This is a genomic window from Paenibacillus sp. FSL R5-0908, assembly GCF_038006245.1.
Classification (GTDB): Bacteria; Bacillota; Bacilli; order Paenibacillales; family Paenibacillaceae; genus Paenibacillus_AQ; species Paenibacillus_AQ odorifer.
In genome coordinates this window covers 5,551,681-5,570,731 of the sequence record NZ_JBBOUV010000001.1, presented here as the reverse complement: position 1 = coordinate 5,570,731, position 19,051 = coordinate 5,551,681, and the positions used below count along the sequence as shown (strand labels likewise).

Below are 19,051 nucleotides of genomic sequence, written 5' to 3'. Positions count from 1 at the left end.
CGATGAAAGAAGCAATCATAACAGATATTAATGGGCTATACACAGACGTGACGATTGTCTCTGATGCTGAGTTCGGTGTCACGCAGCTTTATGAGATTCCGACGTCCGAGTACGATCACGACACGCCAGCACACGAAACACCGGAGCCAGTGCTTGTCGGCTATCGTGTGGCTGTACCTGTACCTGCTGGACTATTTAAGCCACACTTTGATTTAGTTACGTGGAATGCGTGGCAGGACGCTGTACTAGAGGCCCAAAGCGATTATGCCGACGAGCTACATGATTGGCGGGAGCAATGGGCGGAGGGCGAGAAACAAGGTCCTGAGCCAGTTTACACACCTCCGGTACAACCTGATAACCTTTGGGTCGAAGGCTTAACACCAGAAGAGATTGCGGAGTTGACCAAGCCCGGGGAACAGACGGAAGTTGAAAAGCTGAAGTTTGAAAATGAAGCTTTAAAAAAGCTGATAGAAGATAAAGACCGGGAGAACAAAAATGCGCTTTTTGAAATTTATTCTATTTTGTTAGGCGGTGAATGACGGTGAACGTCATCAGCCGTCTTTTATTATGGCTACTACTAAAGTCTGAGAAAGGAGGTGGAATACAAATGATTATCGTTATGGCATCGCTCATTATCTATGGAGATATTACAATTGCTCAAGTTCCAACTGGCTCCAAGGCTGCTGTAAAGACGCGGCTCGCGACTCTTGGATATGACGAGAATGGCACGCCGTTAAAAATAGAAGAATAAATATTGAGTCATCACAAGCCCTCGAAGTTTTCGGGGGCATTTTTTTACGTATGGAAAATTTTCCTGACCAGAAAGGAGAGGGGTTATGTTCGGGGGTGCGTTTAATCGATTACCTTTTGATAGACCATTTCAACAGGAACTATCTTTCTCAGTTAATTTCGACATCATCACTGAAGTTGAATCTAAGCTTAATCTAGATATGGCTATTCCTGTAGTTGTTGAGTTTATCACAGAATTCAATTCTGAAATGATACGTGAACAATCATTTCGAGCAGAGTTTGAGACTATGCTTAATTTTGAAACAACTATGGTTAGAGAACAGTCCTATAATGCTTTATTCGAACTTGCGCTTGAGGTTCAGGCAACAGTGAAATATACACATACCAATGAAATCATTTTTACGGGTGGGTTCGCACCAGGTGAGCGAATAGTTATTGATACCAAAAAAATGAAAATAACCAAGAATGGGCAAAACGCACTTCACTTGATGGATGGTGACTTTTTTGATCTCGTATTTGGAGAAAACAAGATCACATATACCGATCAAGAAATAACTAGATCTGTACTTGCGCGCGTTACTCATCGAGATAAATACCTATATTAAAGGAGGTGCACTTTTGGACTACCTTCAGTCTTATGATAAGAACATGAAGCGTGTGGGGATTTTAAATGATTCATATGATATCCAACGGAAGAGACGGATCAATTCGGATTACGAGATATCTTTCTTGGTGCCCATGAATTCAGAGGATTACCAAGAAAAATTGTTAATTAAGGGTCACGTTAAGGACGAACGGGGTCAATTTTACGTTGTCAATAGCAGATCCAGAGTAAGAGAAGATCGTAAATTAACTGCCTCAATCATGTGTACACATGTGATGTTTAAACTAACAGATTTCAAGTTTTCATATTCCTTATATATTGATGAGGCTTACGGTGTTCCTATTTCTCGACTGACCAATCTAATTACTGAGGCAACTGGTGGAAGATTCACCTTTTCAATCGATGATACTTTCGATCTTCATGACGTAAAAGATTTTGGACAAGGAAATTGTCTTCAAGCACTAAATAAGATCGTGGAGATGTATGGATGCGAAATTGAGCCGGATAACTTTGTAATCCACCTTAAGAAAAGAATCGGCAGAGATAACGGTCTCCAATATCGCATCAAGAAGAACATTATTTCAGATCAATTTAAGGATGATTCAAGTTCGCTTGTAACGCGCTTATTTTGTCAAATGAAAGATGGTAGAACATGGATAGGTGAATCAGCATCTATCTTAACAAATGAGGAGAGGGCACTACTAGAGGTTGTGCCTGGGGCAATTCTTAATGGTGTGTTACAAGTGAATTATTTAATTTCTCCTTATGCTTCCACCTGGGCGAGCAATTCAGTTCCATACTTTGATGGTGAAATTATCGAACAAGATATAGAAAGTGTCTCGGATCTTCTGGAAGTATCACGAAAGACTTTAAGAGAAAAGGAAATCCCAACATTTGAAGTCACTGCTGATGGTGCGGATTTGTTTAAGATTGATAAAGAAGAGCCTAAACCCAATCTTGGAGATACCGCCTATTGCTATGATCCAGATATGGAAATGAAGAATTTAAAGGCTAGAATAACTGAACTCACAGAATATCCTTTCACTAAAGAGAAACACGCCCAAGCAACCATAGCAAATGTGATGTTAAGAGACTATGACGATATCATAGCTGACCTTGATAAAAGCAAGAAGCTAGTAGATAACCTATATTCTAACGGACGCATCCGAACAGAGCTTTTTGAAGCTGGGGCCAAGCAAGTAATTACAGATATTAATAACTCGAAAACTGAACTTATCTATCCAGAAGATGGCGGGATATTGGCAAGGGAAAAAACAAATCCATTACGACAAGTTCGCCTTACATCGGCGGGATTGGGCATCTCAACGGATGGATGGCAGACTGTGCGTTCTGCTGTAACGGCAGGCGGTGTCTTAGCTGAAACTGTGATTGGACAGTTTGGTAGCTTTGTTTCAATGTTGATCGGAACTGGAAATGCCGTTACTCAAATTAATACTAATGGTATAGCAGCAGGACACGCAAACTTCACCGAAGCGCCTTTTCGAGTAGATATGGCTGGCAACTTGGTAGCTAATAAATTGACAGCAAACTATGCCTCAATAGCGAATTCTAACTTTTCTGGTGGGGCTATTGTAGGGTCATCCATCAATGTAGGCAATGGCAAATTTGTAGTTAATTCCTCGGGCAGTGTTTATGCAGCTGATGGAACCTTCCAAGGAACCATTAATGCTAAAGGTGGAAGTTTTGAAGGGACAATCTATGCAGGTGGAGAAATCGTTGGGGGGATTATTACAGGTGCTCTTCTGAGAACGTCTGCCAGTGGCGCACGTGTCGAGGTGGATACGTCCGGATGGCGGACCTATGATTCTGCCGGCAAACAAAGAATCGGGATTCTATCTGCATCACAATATGGGATGAGTGCTCTAACCTTTGACAGATCAGATGGTGGTGGCAGTGGGACTATTAACGGTGGAGATAATGGATTTGACATTGTATCGTATGTAGATATGCTAATATCAGCAATGACAAGGAGTATTTACTTTCAAGGACAACTTAACTTTAGTTCTGCATATAGCATTGTAGGCTTACAGATGGCGCATATTAACGGGCTACTCGCGGAATTAGCTGGAAAAGCAAGAGCTGGATATGCCACAAGTTCTGTCAGTGCAGGAGCACATAATCATGGATTCCCTAATGGAACACAATTTAAGGACGTAAACGGCAACACGTATACTTGGTCTGCTTACACTGGATTTACGCATGATCACACTCAGCAATAAACTCCTTGAAATTTTTCCAGACTTTGGACGATAATATAAGTAAGGGGAAATTTAGAGGACTGGGGTGTGATAAAATGAAAAAATTTGTGTCTGGAATACTTGTTGGACTTATGCTGTTTGTTGGAACGTCTGTTTTTGCAGAATCTATTAGTAAATTAATTGGGGCAAAGGTGCAAGGAATATACGAACTAGAGAAGAACGGTAAAGCACTTGGAGAAGCAGTTATTATTAATGGTAAGGCATATGCTCCGGTACGGACCGTTTCAGAAGCGGCGGGAGTAGGCCTTACAATAGAGGGGAAAAAGATAAAAATGACGGATATAACCGTAAATGAAACGGGTGATTATGTCCTCGGACCCGATGCTCTGAAACTTGCAAACGAAAAATCAAAATTAAGTGCATCAACGGGAAACAAAAAGAGTTTATTAACTGCTGCATTTTCAACATTGAAAATGTATGAAGATTCACTTGCTGCTGATGCAGCGCGTGAAACACCTATTCCTGGTTATGCAGATGGTTTAAATGCGAACATCATTAAAACACAGGCGGAAATCACTAAACTTCAGCAAGAAATTGCTACCGCTGAATCCGATATGGCAAATTTACAGACACAGATCGATGCAATGAAGCCGTAAATAAACAATTCTAAAGGAAAAAGTGGAAACTATTATATCAAGAAAGCAGAGATAGAAAAACTACAGGGTCAAGAAACTCCTCAAGACCGTAGTGTGAAAGTATTAATACAGCGATATCCTATAACTAAGAAGGTCTCTCCTAAGGAGGGACCTTTATTTTGTTGTAGGAGGTGTTTTGCAATGGTGTCACGATTCCGAAAATGGTGGCATATGTATTGATTCGATATAACAACGAATGCAGACATTATCATTTAAAAAAACGAGACTTCCATTTAGACTAGCTTAGGAGAAGGTATTGATTTGTTTTCAACGAATAATAAAGCGAGGTGTTATTTAGATGGATAATCTACTAGGAACTATTGTTTTTATTCTGCCTGGATTTCTTATGTACTTTTGGCTTCAGTCTTTTGGAATAAACCCTGTCGTGAAACATTCACCTGGTGAATTCACCGCAATCTCTGCCCTATTATGGCTGCCAGCATCGTTTGCGACCTTATTGCTATATAATGGTATAGTCTCTATTTCCAAAGTGATTAGTAACACTGATGTTATATGGTCAATTCAACAATTGAAGGATAAATCAAGTAGTTTGACCTTCTTGCTTGTATTTCTAATCTTAAGTGCTATCGTGAGTTTTGTAATTAGTGTCATTTGGGCAAAGTGGCTACATCCTATCCAAGCAAAATTAATTAATAAAATCAGAAATTGGCGAGGGGCAGCAAGCCTATCTAAAAATCCTTCTGTGTGGGATGAAGTATTTACGAATAATGATGCTCAAGTAGTAGAGATTGGAAGACTTGATAAAGCGGGAATAACTATTATTGGATGCATAAACAAAGCGTCCCGGACGTTTGAACCGGAACGCCATTTGAATCTGGATGATGTTGATTTCTTTACTGATCTTGTAAAAAGACATGATATCTCAGTAGACAAGATTTTTTATGACACAAAGTCGGGCACTTATGTAAAAATATTTGATTCAAAGCAGATTGAAGATGCTCAAATAAAGGATTCAGAAGTCACTTCTTCGGCACAATAATTCGAGCTGAGTTTTTATCAACTGACCTTGTTTCAGCACCCGAGGAGGGGTTCTGAGGCTGACTATTAGCTGCTTGTTTATTACTCACGCTATTGTTCTCCTTTCGTATCACTCTTGGTGACATCCTGAGATGAAGTTCTTTTGATGTCGCCGGATGTTTTAGGGAAAATTCTTGCCGATACCTTATCAACAGATCCCTTTAATGAGATCCATTGCTTTTCTTCCTCATTCTTTGGCATTATAAACTACCCTCCTTACCATTACCAGAATTCGACATTATTTCACTGTTTCCTCCTTAAATGCTCTGGCGGTAATGGTGGTCATCAAATCCGCAGTGATTACGAACATCTCTAGTGATAAGCTAAATTCATAAGAAAGCCTCTCCAATATTTTGGAGGGGCTTTTACTTTTGTCCGGAAGGAGGAACAGAGTTGGTAATTATAAAAAAACTTGAATTAGCACTTGATCTAACGAGACCAGCTGAAGAGTTGATTGAAGCGATTATAACAGTATTAGAATTTTACCCCGGGCGACAACTTGAGGTTTTGCAGCAAGTTGATCATAGAATCGGTGAAATGTTAGCAGCGTTGAAACCAAAGACTGAGGCAATATCAGATCCTGAAGCGAAGGAAATCGAGGATATGCCATAGAGAGAAAGGAGAGTCGTGATAATGGAAGTATCGACAATTGTACCGATCATATCCGTTGCAGCAGCTTTAAGCGGTATCGCTCTTGGTTGGATTGGCCGTACTAAGGCATTTAAACAAGAGGTAGCACAAGAAGCTGGAAATGGCGCCGTTCTGCGGACTGACGTTGAGTACATCAAGCGCGGGGTCGATGATATACGTGCAGATGTTAGAGTGCAGGGACAAAGGACCGATGCATTAGCTGAACGCGTAACGCGTGTTGAAGAATCTGCTAAGCAGGCGCATAAACGATTAGACAAAATTGAGGAATAGAAAGGTTGGCATGTTATGGAATGGAGTGCTGTAGCTAATTTCATCAATCCTGAGCTGTTACTTGTTGTCACTGTCTGTTGGGTGATTGGGTACATACTTAAGCAGACACCGCACGTGCAGGACTGGACAATCATTTATATCGTCACAGTGTTGGCTATTTTTATCGTGGTATTTACACGCGGATTTAACCCGGAAAGCATCTTGCAAGCAATCTTGTGTGCTGCTGTAGCCGTATACGGAAATCAACTAGTTAAGCAGACACTAAAAGGGGGGAGTAATAGTGTTGACTCTGGATCAAGTAAAGAGTAAATCATCTGCGAGCTTGATAGGGTTGCATCCGGTTGTATTGGCTGCTGCAACAGTTTTAATTGAACGCTGTTACTCTCGGGGAGTGTCTATCTTGATAACTCAGGGGTTGCGGACAATAGCTGAGCAGAATGGACTATTTGCTCAGGGACGGACCCAAGCAGAGCTTAATGCAGCTGGATTATCGAGCGTTAAGGCACAGCCGGATAAACCAAAGGTCACCAACGCTAAGGGCGGGACCAGTTATCATAATTTTGGACTAGCTATCGACTTCGCATTGTTACTACCAGATGGGAAACAGGTATCATGGGATTTAAAACGTGACGGTGATGGTGACAAGGTAGCTGATTGGACGGAGGTAGTTCAGGAGGCTAAAGCTCTTGGTTTTGAATGGGGTGGTGATTTTGTCTCGATTAAGGATGCACCACATTTTCAAATCACTTTTGGAATGACAACCTCACAACTACGTGCGGGTGCTAAGCCGTCAGAGATCGCTATGGCAAAAGCAACAGCCATTATAGATCGACTAAAAGAGGAGGTAAAGGAAGACATGAGTAAAATTGAGGAGTTAGAAGCAATCATAGCGAAACAGGATGAACGCCTAATGGACGTAGAAAAGCGATTAAACATCTCGGGCAAGGAAACATATGCCATCAATTATAGTGAGGCTATTACAGCTGCTAAAGCGGTTGGAGCGATAACTACATCGGCAGATAAGTCAAAGATAGAGCTTAATATTATTCAGATGTTCTTTAATCTAGGTTTATTTAAGAGAGGGGATAAATAATTAATGGATAATCAAAATCTAACTAATGTACTGGCGTTCGCTTCGGTGATCGCCGTTTTTGTGTTGTCAGGAGTGCAGTTCGTGAAGACTTCGTTTAACGTGCCTAAAAATATATTGCTTTGATTGGATTAGTTATCGGCTTGCTGATAGGAGTTGTTGCTTACCCGTTTACGGAGTTAGATTTAACTCTACGGTTTTGGGCTGGAGGGTTAGCTGGACTATCAGCAACGGGCCTATTTGAGTTAGCGTTTAACAATAGACCCGGAACGACTAAGACTCCTGAGTAAAGCAAAACCCCGCCAAGTTATTTTACTATGGCGGGGTTTTATAAAAATGATACTTCGATAATATTACGATGCTTTTACGACTATCGAATAATACATCCAATCGCCATTACCAAAATCAGCTCTTATAACCGTAATACCTGGTTTGAGAGCATAAATTGCGTCTTGATTATATGGTTCTACAATAGCAGCTCCATCAGTAGAAATGATCTGAAATGAATATCCAGTAGCCCAAATACGTTGTCCAACAACCATGTTAATCACAGCGGAAAAATCTTGCAGAGGGGTTATTTGTGATGATTCATTGGTGTCAGGTAGACTAGTTGTAGAGGCACTAGAAGCAAAAGAGGTCGACCCTAACGAAAAACAGGTAGCAACAGTTAAAAGCCCAATTAAAATTTTCTTTTTCATAACTCAACCTTCTTTCCTTATATTGGAATACTATACAATTATGTAATAAATATATGATTTTGTAAACATTTTTTGTAGAATAATAGAATATTTGATATATATATGGATAAATACTGAAAAAACAGTGTGTTAATTGATATATTATCCTGTCTGTGCTATAGATCCCATATATATAATGTTTCAAATAAGTTAATCTATAATTATGAATAATGAGATATATCAGTATAGAGATACATACTTTTCTGTGGGGAATCTAGCAATTCTATGGATACTCATACTTGGATTGGTGCTATTCGGATTAGTTATGTTTTACTTAATCAAGAAATATCAAAAGAAAAGAAAGTGATAAGACATGAGTAGTACATACAAAGTCTTAGAGTGCGATGCTGAGTTCTTGACAGCAGCCCTTTCTCAATCTAAGGTATCCGTATGGTTTCGGCTGGACCCAGATCCAATAGGTCATCTTATGGATTATGGTGGAATTGTAGAGGGGTATACTCCGGATTCAATAAAGATCAACGGAGCTCGTTTTATTCGTGAAAGGTTCGAGTTTAAAGTGTGCATAAATAAGACCTCCCTATAGTAAAGGGAGGTCTTATTTAGATTATTACTTAACAAGAACTGTATAATACATTGTATTTCCATTTCCGAAATCTGCGGCTACAGTGCTTGCCCCTGGAGACAACGCTGTAATCAAGCCGTCTTGTCTTACTTCAATACTACCATCTGTATGGATATACCAAAAGTCATACCCGGATACCCACATAGTATCTCCGACTTTAAGATTAATAATAGCTTGATAATAATCTCCCGCAGCAACTACTTCATTTGTGGAAGGTGACGAATTCGGAACTGTAGAAGTACTGGATGCAAAAGAGGTCGACCCTAACGAAAAACAGGTAGCAACAGTTAATAGACCAGCTAAAATTATTTTTTTCATAATTCAACCTTCTTTCCTTAATTTGGAATACAATCCAATTATGAAGTAATTATATCCAAATGTAAACAACTATTTCATAATAATAGATTATTAAATACTAATTTGGAATAATATAAAGTTAATGGATATGGTTTTTATGAATGCATATTATTTTAGTAGTTTAGATACGTTTATCTGAGGACGAATAATATAAAAGCACCCCATCAACCTTAATTGGTCGGCGGCTTTTTTATATCTAAATAATAAAAAGACCCTCAGTAAGTTTATGTCACTTGAGGGTTAAGTTTCGTATTGAGTCTCCATTAACATTCTATGCTGGGTTTATAAAGTGGTGCCATTTAAAATTCCCAATAAGCAAATAATAAAAAATAACTATTAACGTTTCTAGGTAGGTTGGGTATTTTCGTTTGAACGATGGCCTTATTAACAATGGACAATGATCCATGCGTTGTATCAAAATTATAGTGAAATTAACTTGTTATACATCTAACTCGGATTTTTGAGCATATTATTCCAGTCTGAATATATTCGAGGGTGATTTTTTTGTTGGAAAAAACAGATGAACTGAGAAAATATACTCGTTGGATTATTTCGATCTCAAATTCTATTTTATTTGCAGTATCCGGAGATTTGTTCTTCTTTTTAATAGTCGTTATTAGCGGTATTCAACTAATGTTCCTATATACAAATAATACCCGTCAACCTTAACTGGTCAGCGAGCTTTCTTTGTTTATACTATAAACTCTGTAAACACTGGACTTTTAAGCATGCCAGATTTGGTCCAGTTCCTCATTCGTACTTTGCTCGGGGGATAATATACTAAAACAGCCACATTGACTAACAAGTTTATCCTGTCTTCATATTTAATTAAGCTAAGAGGATTATAGTAATCACATAACCCCCTTACAATATAGAACTAGACCCTGCCGGATATTGCTGGGGTCTTTTTTTATGGTTTTTTATTTTACGAATTTTAAATCGATATAACTAAATTTATACAAACAAGTAAGTTATACATAAAATCTTTAAAAGCCCTGTCAAAATGACGGGGCTTTTAAAGATTTAGCAATATGTTTTTTGTGGTGAAAGTCTGTTAGCATAATCAGTTATTTCTTTTAATTCAAATACAGTTTCTAAATTTGATTCTTCTTCAAGAACTTCAAGAGCGCCTTTTATCTTATCGCTATAGCTATTATTTAAGTAAACTAAAGTGGATAATTCATATTCAAAATCAGAAGGAACTTCAAATCGTTTTTTCATCTTACTTAGGAGAGAATTATCTTTTTTCATTTTATGATAGTTCCATGCCCAAATTTTAGCTTGAGAAGAAGCATGTTGCGGATTTTCAGATTTAAAATCAAACGAGAAGGTTTTTATAATTTTCAATCTATCTTGGGTTTTGATTACAAAATCCAATTGTTCTAATGTATCCTTTATTTCTATCTTGAAGTTTGAACGGAAAGTTAAGTTGTTATTTTTCAAAGTTTGATTCATTATTTTGTTAACTTCTTCAGGTGTAATTCTTTTGTTTTTAGGGGAATCATAATAAACATAAGAACGAAATAACTGTTCAAGATAATGATTAAATTCCTTTTGGAATTCTTCATTTCCATCGCCGGGAAGTCGAAGTGATCTCACAGGTGAAAATTGTAATTGGTTTGAATAATTAAAAGTTCGCTTTTCTAAAAAAAGTTCGTTGCTTAGATCAAAAAAATCAGGACCGCTAGTCATATCTGGTTTAGAAAAATCCTCTTTTGCACCTTCAAGAACTAATCTTAGTATGCGAATGTCTATTTCATCATCGAATAATCTAACGCGATTTAACTTATCTGAGATTTTAATGTCAATATGTCCATTGGAAGGGGAGTGGAGTACTACTCCAATATTTACAAACTCTTCGCGCATCTCATTGGGAACATACCTTAGAATAGTGAATTTACAAATATGACTTTTCACTTTAATACTCCTCCTTTCCAATATGGAAGCACACTTTGCAATGGAGCGAGTGCTTCGGATATACGACATAAACGATCGCAGATAAAGTCGCATAATGCATTCTTGCATTCGCGATCGATATTCCATTCTTCAGGTATTTCCTCAATAATATGCCTAACTTGAAAATCACTTATACATCCCATCTTATGCAAAATTTCATTAAAAGGATTATTCCCTTTAACAACATGGGCCATTTTACTGAAAACAATACCTTGATGTTCAGAAACAGTGAAAGGTTCTCCTATGAGTCTTCTCAACTGTATTGGATCCCAAATGACACCGAGTTTAAAAACATGAGAATGATCAATCATTAGAATTTTATTCTCTGTCATATCAAACAGGAGGTTACCTCTGTTAGCATCACGGTCACCGTTTGCTATTAGTTGGTCAAAGAGTATGATACTTGGAATTGACGATTTGTTAGTAGCACCTTCAATTATTTTATGCGAAGTCACAGGAGATATTCTGGCTACTTTTTTACTCCCGAAATGTAAACCACTTTGCAAGGGGCTCTCAATAAAGTCTGAGATTTCTTTTCCATGAGTCTCTATAAAATCATCATCAACTTCAATTAACCGAGCAGACGGAATTGGAAGGTTTAATAAATTTGCTAGTTTATAACATACAAATTCATTTACTAGTGCTAAATTTCCTTCTGGGTTCTGTAAGAATTTTGATATATAAACTTCCCCATCATCACACCATATATGATAAGGATGAGTCGAGAATTTTGAATAAATATCTTTTTTGACAGGTCCTTCAGCTCTTACAGCCTTAACAGTTTGCAATAATGCCAGCCACCCTTAAATGCGAATTCCCTTCATTATAATAATATAAAACTAAATCTTAAAAAATGATAGACAATTTACCTATATTTAACAAAAAAATAATTTGAGATTGGTATGCTATTAATAACAAATATACTATATATTGTGTTTAGTATAATATGAGATATATATTTATTGGATTATAGTGATTTTCCTTATGTGGGATGAATTATCTTAATGAAATAAACGTATTACGGGAAAAGGATTATTATTTGTAAATACACCCTGCCATTTATGGTGGGGTATTTCTTTATGTTCAGGAAAAGTTTCCTTATCGTCACATACATAATCATAATTGTTCAATATAATTACTTTATGTACTTTGTTGAAATCGAAAATACTTGATAGGCTTTGAACTTGGGGTTCTAAATAACAAGGGGGTTTTGATTATAGTTGACATTACAAAGGAGAAACTGTTGGTTGAAATTAGGTCATTGCGAAATATTATCGAAAATGACGTGGAATCCCATTTGAAATATTTAAAAAAATGTGGAAAAATTGAAATTAAACTCTCTAAGAATGATTATAAAATTGAAAAGCTAATACATATTCAATATCAAATTATTAGATTGAAAAAAGAAGTGATGGGTTTTGAGAATAATAAGGATTATAAAGCTGCGTCCTACATTGGTAGTGCCATTTTATTCTATGGAGTTATAACGGTAGGGTATAAATATGGGATTCAAGCATCAAAAGATTATTTGACTTTGGAAATATTAAGTTTATGTTCTTTCATTCTTATCGGTATTTTAGGAGCCTTCGCAAGGTTATTCTCTAAAAATTTGGATAATAGTGAATACACCAGATTATTTATGGCTATATTATTCCCTGTTATTTTCGTAAGCTTATTCATATATAGAGACGATACAATTTTAGGTGTATCTACTATAAATTTAATTATGTTTGCTGCGGGTTATAGCACCGAATTCATTCTGGGTTTTTTGAATAAAATTATGGAGATTGCGCATAAAGTTATAGGAACAAATGAGTATCTAAATGGTGAAACTACAAAATCAGAACTTGTGCAGCAAAAAATGAAATTGATAACTACTGATAAGCAAGAAACGGAAAAATCCGAATAAAACTATTGACCCAATGTTTCTGGGAGAGCTTTTTCTATTTGATAGTTTGTCTCTTGATTAAGGAATGTACCTCGCCTTTATGGGTGAGGTATTTTACGTATCCGTTGCACCTTCAACCCGCAACCTAATTACTCGTGAAATACTCTCCACCTCAATGTATGGCACCCACACCGGTCCTTCAATGGTATTAATCTTAACTCGCTCTGGATCTGCTGATACCTCCGCAATACCCTTTATCCTATCCCCGTTTATAAGCCATACAACAATTGATTCTCGTCTTACGCCTGCGACCTTTAAACTTTGCTTAAGTTTTTTATCCATGACCACACCTCGGGTCTTTTATGATTATTATACACCGGGACTGATATCCTAAGGAAAATTTTCTTACCCACATATACATAATGTTCCAAATGAATTAACCTATACTTATGAATAATGAAAACTATCAGTATAGAGATACATACTTTTTTTGGGGGAATCCAGCAATTCTATGGATCACTATATTTGGCTTGGTGCTACTGGGATGTGTATTGTTTTATTTGATTAAGAAATACATAAAGCAGAGAAAATGAGGTCAGGTATCCTAATACATAGGAGTGCAGTAATGAAGAAAATCTTCAAAGAATTTGGCGTCCATTTTTGTGCGGCAACTATTCTTCTAGGCATTTCATTATTGTTCAATGATTATGATGTTGCGGATGAGGAACAACAATCTTTGATGGTTGTAATGATGTGTGGAGCCCTCATATCTATTGGTGGATTAACTATTTGAAAAACAGTAAAGGTCTTGTGGTGATAATCGTAGGAGTTATTGTACTAGGAGTAGCGCTCTTTACTTTATCTTTTTAGGAGTGATCTTATTGAGTAATATATACAAAGTCTTGAACACGGATGCAGAATTTCTAACGGCTGCTTTGTCACAGTCACAAGTAGATATTCTTGAACGGCGTGGTGATCTGTTCGATTGTATAATTGATAGTGGAGGTCCAGTTCAGAAATGGAGTCCTATTAGTGTTAAAGTCGCGGATGCTTATTACATGAGAAATGAATTTGAGTTTAGGATGGTTTTGGCATAAGTGTGTATAACAAATACCCCGTCAACCTTAAGTGGTCGGCGGGGTTATTTTTGTTTATTGAATTGTGTACTCACTTACTTCAAATGTAAGTATTTTATCGAAGACAACATAATCTTTACGTTTGTTGAATGGGCCTTTGTTATTTGTATGCTTATCAATAGCGTATAATCCAGGTCCTCTTCCAGCATCACGAGCATCGTACCATTTCAAGAATGCATCTACTTCTGCAATCGGTAGGTCATATTCTTTTTCTGTTCCATTCACCAGAGTGATGGTAAGAATAGCTCGATCCCCTGATGGCTGCTCTGGAGTTGCTGTAGGTTTAGGCGTCACTGTTGGTGTTGGTGTAGCAGTTGGGCTAGGAGTACTTGTAGGCACTGGAGTAGCCGTTGGTGTTGGTGTAGCCGTTGGTGTTGGTGTAGCAGTTGGGCTAGGAGTATTTGTAGGCACTGGAGTAGCCGTTGGTGTTGGTGTCGAAGCGACGCCAAAAACATCAAATTCATATAAATAAAGTGAATCACCAAATGCACTTGAAATAGATACTGTTTTTACGCCAGGAATAGGCGTGATATTAACCTTAACTCCTTTATAAGATGAATGTGGCTCATATACATTAGATATAATTTTCCCAGCACTATCGTAAAATCTAATTTCTAAACGGTTAAAATCACTTGCATGGAATTGGTAAGCATTTATAGTTGTTTCTTCAGAAAATTGATATGTAAAAGCTCGGTTCTTTAAATATGAGTATAAATTTTCATTAGTAGATAAATCGTTATCAGTCAACTTCGAAGTGGTGGTATTACTTGCTGCCTCAGTCATTAATTTTCCATCAAGAAGCCCTTCGGGATATGCATGAACTCCAGAAATAGGCATAACAGCAAAAATAAATATAAGCATGAAGACTATCTTTATTTTTTTCATTAGTTACACTCCTTGTTATTTATGTATTGTTCTTAGTGCATAATTTATATACTAATCATTAAATCCCACCTTTTCTTTGATTAACTCCTGAATTTTATCTTTAAAGGGGAATTATGTCTAAACATAATTGACTATATATGTAATAAAAAGATCTAAAAAGATTAAAATATTTTTTATTCCAATTAGTGAATAAGTTTCTTATTGTATCAGGAACATATGTTCGGATATAATACAAACGAATGTTCTTATTTTTTGGAGGCGATCACATGAAAATGAGTGTTGGCCAAACAGTTGAAATTATATATCAGGACAAAGCGGAAAAGATTACGCAACGCAAGATCGAGGTCCATAGTATTCGGGACGGTCGTATCCGTGCCACATGCCTGACCACCAACTCGCCCCGTGTATTTCTAGAATCCAGTATCCTGTCATGGCAACCCACACAGGAGAAACGCTATGCTTAGCGATTCGGCCCGCAAGCTGCTGATGATTATGCGGCATTGCTCGGTGCATCATGGATACATGCCTACGCTAGAGGTACTGGAGACAAAAAGTGGGAGAACACCAGAAAAGATCCAAGCCGGGCTTCAGGAATTGGCAGAGGATGACTACATTCTGTGGGAGTTTGGGAAACCACCAGAGAGTGCAGTTGTCGTTGAGGGATGGGAGCGAACTGAGGATAGACCAGCATCAGTTTCATGGGGCATGGACGGTGGCCATATAGATTACTGGACAGATTACTAGGAGGGCAGACATCATGGTTAAGAAACTGGAGAGTATTTGGGATTGCAGTAGGATGATGTTACCGGAGCATAAGATTCGGATCATTAGTGATGAGCGAGGACAACAGTGGAGGGACCGTAAAAAGCCGATGCTTGACGCTCAGGAGTGGGAATTGATTGATCAAGTGCTGGCATATTCGAAACGATATCGAGAGCAGATAACAATTACTCAGTTTGAACCAGTTCAAGATATTAAGCTTCGGGGAGTTGTGATGGCCATAGACAAGCAGTTACGACGGATTAAACTGCAAACGGATGATGACTATGATTGGATTAAGATTGACGATGTGATTCAGGTAACTACATAGAAAAATGCCCCGGAAGCTTTCACCGGGGCATAACTATTATTCTTCGAACAACTCATCCATTAAACTATCGATTTCTTCTTTCCGCGAGGCTGTAGCCTTAGTATCAATTATGATCTTGCCTTCTTTGAAAATAAGTGTGTCTCCAGGCTTAACCTCCGCCGGTAGTTCTGATCTAAGAACATCTTCGGTTTTACCATCAAATTCAATGACGGCATACTCACCTTCAAAGCGGTCAATGATTCCTTTATGCATTTACTTAGCCCCCTTAGTCGATGTAAAAGTGATTTTATTTCCATCACTTATTGCAGTAATTGTACCTTTTTGGTCAGTTCGTAACACTGAAGTATTCGCATTTTTTAACCTTGTAAGAATCCCGGAATCTGGATGCCCGTAATTGTTTTTACCGACGCTTATTACTGCGTACAGTGGTTTAACAGCGTCGATGAATGCTTTACTGGTCGAACTACTGGAGCCATGATGCCCGACTTTTAATACGTCAGCTTTTAAATTCATGCCATCGGCTAACATATCGTTCTCAGAAGCCTTCTCGGCATCGCCGGTAAAGAGGAAGGACTTGTTTTTATATGTAACCTTTAAGACGGCACTCCAGTCGTTAAGGTTATCTCCATATTCTCTGGTAGGTGCCAGGAACTTCGCCTCAACACCAGTTAAAGGAATAGTAACTCCTTTAGTCACAGCTTTGATGGTACGTCCTTCATTCTTCACAGCAGTCAAAAAATCTTTGTATGTTTCAGTGGTATGTGATACTTTTGGAGCGTAGACAGATTTAACGTCCAATGCTTTTAGAACATCATCTAACCCACCAATGTGATCTGCGTCAGGATGAGTAGCAACCAGGGCATCAAGTGTTTTTACACCAAGAGCATTTAGGTACTTTACTACATTCTTACCCTGATCGTTATTACCTCCGTCAATGAGGACATATTGATTATTCGGAGTTCGAATTAGAGTAGAGTCACCTTGTCCAACATCGAAAAAGTAGACCTGAAGAGTACCAACGTTTTGTTTCTTTGGTAAAAGCAAAGTTGGAGCTGGAGTAGCAGTAGGCTTTGCTGTTGGTTTCGCGGTAGGTTTAATAGCTGGTTTCGCGGTGGCAGCCGGTTTTGAATTTGAACTTCCACCATTGTGGTAATGGTATTCTCCGTTTTCCAGTCCCCACTTTGCGCAATTTGTACGGCAATAATGACCGCCATTTGCATCTGTGCGTCCTGGATGTGCCTCAGCAAGTACAGGCATCAATAATAAGACAAGTGACATGAAGATTGGAACAATAATTCTTTTCATAAAAATAAATACCCCCTATGTATGATTCTGGGAGTAGTCTATCAGAATAAGGTAATATTTTCTACTTAATTCTCGTGTTCTTTATTGGCTGTTATTTTTACACTTATCCCTTATTAAGCTAACGGTAGGTTGATCTAACGATCATATTCAAAATTATTTAGAAACCAGTGAACGTATGTAATAGTATAGTAGTTTATATATACATAATCTAAAGTCACTCGTAATTTCTATAATCTTTTTAAGGAGTTTGAGAGTATGAAAGAAGAACATTTTTCAGCATTATTTGACCAGATGATAGATGAGAATGGTTATAGGAATAATGCAAACAAACATCCTGCAATGGGGGTAATTAAGAATAGAGTTTTGTCAAAATTAAAAAAATTATCTCATGCTGATTGCATATTATCTAGCTTTGGTGATTGCAATGAAATTATTAATGCTCATTCGATTCAAAATAATCGTATTTTAGATAAATTATCTGTTAACGGAAAGTTGATTTGGTGGGATAACCATAGTTTAGCTGATGATAATATTGAAGGTAGGAATAAGGCAACGACTTTTAAAGGTTTTTGTAAAAAACATGATGAGATATTTAATCCAATTGAACATAAGGAATATATTGTTGGTGATAAGGAGCAAGAGTTTCTATTTGTCTATAGAGCTTTTGCTAAGGAGTATAATTTTATATATGAAACCCAAGAGTTTTTGGAATGGTATGATGAAGAACAGGGCTTCGATAGAACCAGGAAGGGCAGATAGACAAGAAATAGGAAGACTTAGAAACAAAATAAGGTTGGCAGATATAAACAAATCCATTCAAAAATTTGAACATATGAAAGCAGGATTGACTGCAAACCTATCTCAAGGAAAATACAATAAAATAGAGACCCATGTATTTGAATCAAATGCGAGCAATTCTATAGCTTGTTCCTCTATGCCTTACATTATGACTGATTTAGAAGGTAACTCTTTTAACCGCCAATTAAATATCCCTGCATTTTTAACAGTAGTACCTCAAGGTAATAAGACCTTTATCTTGTTTTCTTATTTTAAAAAAAATAAATATTATTTTGAGAAATTAGTAAAACAAATTGAAGCTCATAGTGTCGAAGAAATCGAGGTGATTTTTTCGAATATTATAATGAAATACTGCCAAAATTCGGTATTTCCCCCAAATAAATTTGACAACTTTAATGAAAAAACGATGAGGGAAATTGAGTGGATAACGAGTAGAAGAACGCAGTATCCTAACGAAAAACTTGTTATTTCTAAAATGAATTTATTTAGCTAACGAGAACCATAGTTCAATAAAGACATAAGACATGATACCGACACGATGGTAAAAATTATACTAAAAGTGATTAATTGGTTGGTTTTTGCTTGCATTTCTCTGTAACCGATCGATTTACAATTACGCTGACTGTTCATTTTGTTGTATAAATGAGCACAAACTTACACTAATGATATCTTTAGCTCGTTTCAAGGAATTGATGGATTACATTATTTTTTATTTGTATTGCAAATTAATCAGAGCAAAGGTAGTGAGGGCCGGAATTACACCAAATCGATATTAAGCAGATACTAACCCAAGAAACAACAAAAACCCATGCACAGATTTTAATTTCTGTGCATGGGATCAAAACTCTGGTTATAGTATTGAGTAATCGCAGGGGACGGGCTGGGGACGAACTGGGGACAGACTCTAGGTCAACCAGTAGAAACCAGTTCACATGAGAACAATATAAGAACGGGTTCAGTCCTTGATATGACTAGGTTATTGAGTTTAGTTCCATATCA

The 19,051-nt window shown here is 37.4% G+C and carries 27 protein-coding genes and 1 pseudogene; 19 read left to right on the top strand and 9 right to left on the bottom strand.

Translation table 11 applies throughout. The annotated features are described in order from the left end of the window. Positions 1-2 precede the first annotated feature (2 nt). The 6 genes from MKZ09_RS25345 to MKZ09_RS25320 all read left to right on the top strand — a co-directional run bounded on the left by MKZ09_RS25345 (position 3) and on the right by MKZ09_RS25320 (position 5,268). Positions 3-539, top strand: a complete 537-nt coding sequence (locus MKZ09_RS25345; RefSeq protein WP_341041437.1) for a hypothetical protein — start codon at positions 3-5, stop codon at positions 537-539. A 68-nt stretch (positions 540-607) separates the two neighbouring features. Then, positions 608-751 (top strand): hypothetical protein, encoded by a 144-nt coding sequence (locus tag MKZ09_RS25340; RefSeq protein WP_162636801.1) that lies wholly within the window; start codon positions 608-610, stop codon positions 749-751. An 85-nt stretch (positions 752-836) separates the two neighbouring features. Further along, a complete protein-coding gene (locus MKZ09_RS25335) occupies positions 837-1,355 on the top strand; it encodes a phage distal tail protein (protein ID WP_341041436.1) in 519 nt (172 codons plus the stop codon). A gap of 13 nt (positions 1,356-1,368) precedes the next feature. Beyond that, on the top strand, positions 1,369-3,594 hold the full coding sequence (locus MKZ09_RS25330; RefSeq protein WP_341041435.1) for a phage tail spike protein: 2,226 nt from the start codon (positions 1,369-1,371) through the stop codon (positions 3,592-3,594). 74 nt (positions 3,595-3,668) lie between these two features. Then, positions 3,669-4,229, top strand: coding sequence for a hypothetical protein (locus MKZ09_RS25325; protein ID WP_076208060.1), 561 nt, complete (start codon positions 3,669-3,671; stop codon positions 4,227-4,229). Between the two features lie 337 nt (positions 4,230-4,566). Further along, positions 4,567-5,268: a DUF6338 family protein gene (locus MKZ09_RS25320; protein WP_076208058.1), complete on the top strand. Its 702-nt coding sequence runs from the start codon at positions 4,567-4,569 to the stop codon at positions 5,266-5,268. A gap of 89 nt (positions 5,269-5,357) precedes the next feature. Here MKZ09_RS25320 and MKZ09_RS25315 read toward each other — a convergent pair whose 3' ends face one another. After that, entirely contained in the window at positions 5,358-5,507 is a 150-nt protein-coding gene (locus MKZ09_RS25315) for a hypothetical protein (RefSeq protein WP_175623555.1), read from the bottom strand. A gap of 192 nt (positions 5,508-5,699) precedes the next feature. On the opposite strand from MKZ09_RS25315, the gene MKZ09_RS25310 reads away from it, so the two are divergent. From MKZ09_RS25310 to MKZ09_RS25290, 5 genes and pseudogenes are all read left to right on the top strand, one after another. Beyond that, positions 5,700-5,918, top strand: a complete 219-nt coding sequence (locus tag MKZ09_RS25310; protein WP_076208056.1) for a hypothetical protein — start codon at positions 5,700-5,702, stop codon at positions 5,916-5,918. 21 nt (positions 5,919-5,939) lie between these two features. Then, a complete protein-coding gene (locus MKZ09_RS25305; protein ID WP_076208054.1) occupies positions 5,940-6,227 on the top strand; it encodes a hypothetical protein in 288 nt (95 codons plus the stop codon). Between the two features lie 15 nt (positions 6,228-6,242). Next, positions 6,243-6,536 carry a phage holin family protein gene (locus MKZ09_RS25300; RefSeq protein ID WP_076208052.1) on the top strand — a complete coding sequence of 98 codons (294 nt, stop codon included), beginning with the start codon at positions 6,243-6,245 and terminating at the stop codon, positions 6,534-6,536. Next, positions 6,508-7,320, top strand: a complete 813-nt coding sequence (locus MKZ09_RS25295) for a M15 family metallopeptidase (RefSeq protein WP_081394402.1) — start codon at positions 6,508-6,510, stop codon at positions 7,318-7,320. The genes MKZ09_RS25300 and MKZ09_RS25295 overlap by 29 nt, the downstream gene beginning before the upstream one ends. A gap of 3 nt (positions 7,321-7,323) precedes the next feature. Continuing rightward, positions 7,324-7,607, top strand: a pseudogene (locus MKZ09_RS25290) (holin). A 63-nt stretch (positions 7,608-7,670) separates the two neighbouring features. Here MKZ09_RS25290 and MKZ09_RS25285 read toward each other — a convergent pair. The 4 genes from MKZ09_RS25285 to MKZ09_RS25270 all read right to left on the bottom strand — a co-directional run bounded on the left by MKZ09_RS25285 (position 7,671) and on the right by MKZ09_RS25270 (position 11,738). Further along, positions 7,671-8,015, bottom strand: coding sequence for a hypothetical protein (locus tag MKZ09_RS25285; protein ID WP_076208048.1), 345 nt, complete (start codon positions 8,013-8,015; stop codon positions 7,671-7,673). 607 nt (positions 8,016-8,622) lie between these two features. After that, positions 8,623-8,955: a hypothetical protein gene (locus MKZ09_RS25280; RefSeq protein ID WP_076208044.1), complete on the bottom strand. Its 333-nt coding sequence runs from the start codon at positions 8,953-8,955 to the stop codon at positions 8,623-8,625. A gap of 1,062 nt (positions 8,956-10,017) precedes the next feature. After that, on the bottom strand, positions 10,018-10,911 hold the full coding sequence (locus MKZ09_RS25275; protein ID WP_076208042.1) for a DUF3037 domain-containing protein: 894 nt from the start codon (positions 10,909-10,911) through the stop codon (positions 10,018-10,020). Next, on the bottom strand, positions 10,908-11,738 hold the full coding sequence (locus tag MKZ09_RS25270; protein ID WP_076208040.1) for a HipA family kinase: 831 nt from the start codon (positions 11,736-11,738) through the stop codon (positions 10,908-10,910). Before MKZ09_RS25270 ends, MKZ09_RS25275 begins: the two co-directional genes overlap by 4 nt. A 422-nt stretch (positions 11,739-12,160) precedes the next feature. On the opposite strand from MKZ09_RS25270, the gene MKZ09_RS25265 reads away from it, so the two are divergent. Further along, positions 12,161-12,859, top strand: a complete 699-nt coding sequence (locus MKZ09_RS25265; protein ID WP_076208037.1) for a hypothetical protein — start codon at positions 12,161-12,163, stop codon at positions 12,857-12,859. A gap of 93 nt (positions 12,860-12,952) precedes the next feature. Here MKZ09_RS25265 and MKZ09_RS25260 read toward each other — a convergent pair whose 3' ends face one another. Beyond that, a complete protein-coding gene (locus MKZ09_RS25260) occupies positions 12,953-13,180 on the bottom strand; it encodes a hypothetical protein (RefSeq protein ID WP_076208035.1) in 228 nt (75 codons plus the stop codon). A 283-nt stretch (positions 13,181-13,463) separates the two neighbouring features. Between MKZ09_RS25260 and MKZ09_RS25255 the strand changes: the two genes are divergently transcribed. Both MKZ09_RS25255 and MKZ09_RS25250 read left to right on the top strand, forming a co-directional pair. After that, a complete protein-coding gene (locus MKZ09_RS25255; RefSeq protein WP_179089636.1) occupies positions 13,464-13,631 on the top strand; it encodes a hypothetical protein in 168 nt (55 codons plus the stop codon). Positions 13,632-13,719: 88 nt separating this feature from the next. After that, the gene (locus tag MKZ09_RS25250) at positions 13,720-13,935 is read left to right on the top strand and encodes a hypothetical protein (protein ID WP_076208033.1); all 216 of its coding nucleotides are present in this window, start codon (positions 13,720-13,722) and stop codon (positions 13,933-13,935) included. Between the two features lie 54 nt (positions 13,936-13,989). Here the strand turns inward: MKZ09_RS25250 and MKZ09_RS25245 are convergent, their stop codons facing one another. Next, complete coding sequence (locus MKZ09_RS25245) at positions 13,990-14,859, bottom strand: hypothetical protein (protein ID WP_179089635.1); 870 nt, start codon at positions 14,857-14,859, stop codon at positions 13,990-13,992. 272 nt (positions 14,860-15,131) lie between these two features. Here MKZ09_RS25245 and MKZ09_RS25240 point away from each other — a divergent pair, with 272 nt between their 5' ends. Genes MKZ09_RS25240 through MKZ09_RS25230 form a run of 3 tightly spaced genes read left to right on the top strand, consistent with a single transcriptional unit; the run spans position 15,132 to position 15,949 of the window. Next, positions 15,132-15,323, top strand: a complete 192-nt coding sequence (locus MKZ09_RS25240) for a hypothetical protein (RefSeq protein ID WP_370511188.1) — start codon at positions 15,132-15,134, stop codon at positions 15,321-15,323. Next, positions 15,316-15,603 carry a helix-turn-helix domain-containing protein gene (locus MKZ09_RS25235; RefSeq protein WP_076208023.1) on the top strand — a complete coding sequence of 96 codons (288 nt, stop codon included), beginning with the start codon at positions 15,316-15,318 and terminating at the stop codon, positions 15,601-15,603. The genes MKZ09_RS25240 and MKZ09_RS25235 overlap by 8 nt, the downstream gene beginning before the upstream one ends. Positions 15,604-15,616: 13 nt before the next feature. Then, complete coding sequence (locus tag MKZ09_RS25230; protein ID WP_076208020.1) at positions 15,617-15,949, top strand: YolD-like family protein; 333 nt, start codon at positions 15,617-15,619, stop codon at positions 15,947-15,949. 36 nt (positions 15,950-15,985) lie between these two features. On the opposite strand, the gene MKZ09_RS25225 is transcribed toward MKZ09_RS25230, so the two are convergent. Both MKZ09_RS25225 and MKZ09_RS25220 read right to left on the bottom strand, forming a co-directional pair. Beyond that, positions 15,986-16,201 (bottom strand): DUF3006 domain-containing protein, encoded by a 216-nt coding sequence (locus MKZ09_RS25225; protein ID WP_076208017.1) that lies wholly within the window; start codon positions 16,199-16,201, stop codon positions 15,986-15,988. Further along, positions 16,202-17,254 carry an MBL fold metallo-hydrolase gene (locus tag MKZ09_RS25220; protein ID WP_076208015.1) on the bottom strand — a complete coding sequence of 351 codons (1,053 nt, stop codon included), beginning with the start codon at positions 17,252-17,254 and terminating at the stop codon, positions 16,202-16,204. 255 nt (positions 17,255-17,509) lie between these two features. On the opposite strand from MKZ09_RS25220, the gene MKZ09_RS25215 reads away from it, so the two are divergent. Together MKZ09_RS25215 and MKZ09_RS25210 are read left to right on the top strand one after the other, a co-directional pair. Further along, the gene (locus MKZ09_RS25215) at positions 17,510-18,013 is read left to right on the top strand and encodes a hypothetical protein (RefSeq protein WP_076208012.1); all 504 of its coding nucleotides are present in this window, start codon (positions 17,510-17,512) and stop codon (positions 18,011-18,013) included. Then, on the top strand, positions 17,943-18,545 hold the full coding sequence (locus MKZ09_RS25210; protein ID WP_179089634.1) for a hypothetical protein: 603 nt from the start codon (positions 17,943-17,945) through the stop codon (positions 18,543-18,545). Before MKZ09_RS25215 ends, MKZ09_RS25210 begins: the two co-directional genes overlap by 71 nt. Positions 18,546-19,051 lie beyond the last annotated feature (506 nt).

Excerpts from the sequence above, each read along its gene's own strand:
- MKZ09_RS25345 (WP_341041437.1), top strand. The coding sequence starts at position 3 with ATGAAAGAAGCAATCATAACAGATATTAATGGGCTATACACAGACGTG.
- MKZ09_RS25340 (WP_162636801.1), top strand. The coding sequence starts at position 608 with ATGATTATCGTTATGGCATCGCTCATTATCTATGGAGATATTACAATT.
- MKZ09_RS25335 (WP_341041436.1), top strand. The coding sequence starts at position 837 with ATGTTCGGGGGTGCGTTTAATCGATTACCTTTTGATAGACCATTTCAA.
- MKZ09_RS25325 (WP_076208060.1), top strand. The coding sequence starts at position 3,669 with ATGAAAAAATTTGTGTCTGGAATACTTGTTGGACTTATGCTGTTTGTT.
- MKZ09_RS25320 (WP_076208058.1), top strand. The coding sequence starts at position 4,567 with ATGGATAATCTACTAGGAACTATTGTTTTTATTCTGCCTGGATTTCTT.
- MKZ09_RS25315 (WP_175623555.1), bottom strand. The coding sequence starts at position 5,507 with ATGCCAAAGAATGAGGAAGAAAAGCAATGGATCTCATTAAAGGGATCT.
- MKZ09_RS25305 (WP_076208054.1), top strand. The coding sequence starts at position 5,940 with ATGGAAGTATCGACAATTGTACCGATCATATCCGTTGCAGCAGCTTTA.
- MKZ09_RS25300 (WP_076208052.1), top strand. The coding sequence starts at position 6,243 with ATGGAATGGAGTGCTGTAGCTAATTTCATCAATCCTGAGCTGTTACTT.
- MKZ09_RS25285 (WP_076208048.1), bottom strand. The coding sequence starts at position 8,015 with ATGAAAAAGAAAATTTTAATTGGGCTTTTAACTGTTGCTACCTGTTTT.
- MKZ09_RS25280 (WP_076208044.1), bottom strand. The coding sequence starts at position 8,955 with ATGAAAAAAATAATTTTAGCTGGTCTATTAACTGTTGCTACCTGTTTT.
- MKZ09_RS25260 (WP_076208035.1), bottom strand. The coding sequence starts at position 13,180 with ATGGATAAAAAACTTAAGCAAAGTTTAAAGGTCGCAGGCGTAAGACGA.
- MKZ09_RS25255 (WP_179089636.1), top strand. The coding sequence starts at position 13,464 with ATGAAGAAAATCTTCAAAGAATTTGGCGTCCATTTTTGTGCGGCAACT.
- MKZ09_RS25245 (WP_179089635.1), bottom strand. The coding sequence starts at position 14,859 with ATGAAAAAAATAAAGATAGTCTTCATGCTTATATTTATTTTTGCTGTT.
- MKZ09_RS25240 (WP_370511188.1), top strand. The coding sequence starts at position 15,132 with ATGAGTGTTGGCCAAACAGTTGAAATTATATATCAGGACAAAGCGGAA.
- MKZ09_RS25235 (WP_076208023.1), top strand. The coding sequence starts at position 15,316 with ATGCTTAGCGATTCGGCCCGCAAGCTGCTGATGATTATGCGGCATTGC.
- MKZ09_RS25230 (WP_076208020.1), top strand. The coding sequence starts at position 15,617 with ATGGTTAAGAAACTGGAGAGTATTTGGGATTGCAGTAGGATGATGTTA.
- MKZ09_RS25225 (WP_076208017.1), bottom strand. The coding sequence starts at position 16,201 with ATGCATAAAGGAATCATTGACCGCTTTGAAGGTGAGTATGCCGTCATT.
- MKZ09_RS25220 (WP_076208015.1), bottom strand. The coding sequence starts at position 17,254 with ATGAAAAGAATTATTGTTCCAATCTTCATGTCACTTGTCTTATTATTG.
- MKZ09_RS25215 (WP_076208012.1), top strand. The coding sequence starts at position 17,510 with ATGAAAGAAGAACATTTTTCAGCATTATTTGACCAGATGATAGATGAG.
- MKZ09_RS25210 (WP_179089634.1), top strand. The coding sequence starts at position 17,943 with ATGAAACCCAAGAGTTTTTGGAATGGTATGATGAAGAACAGGGCTTCG.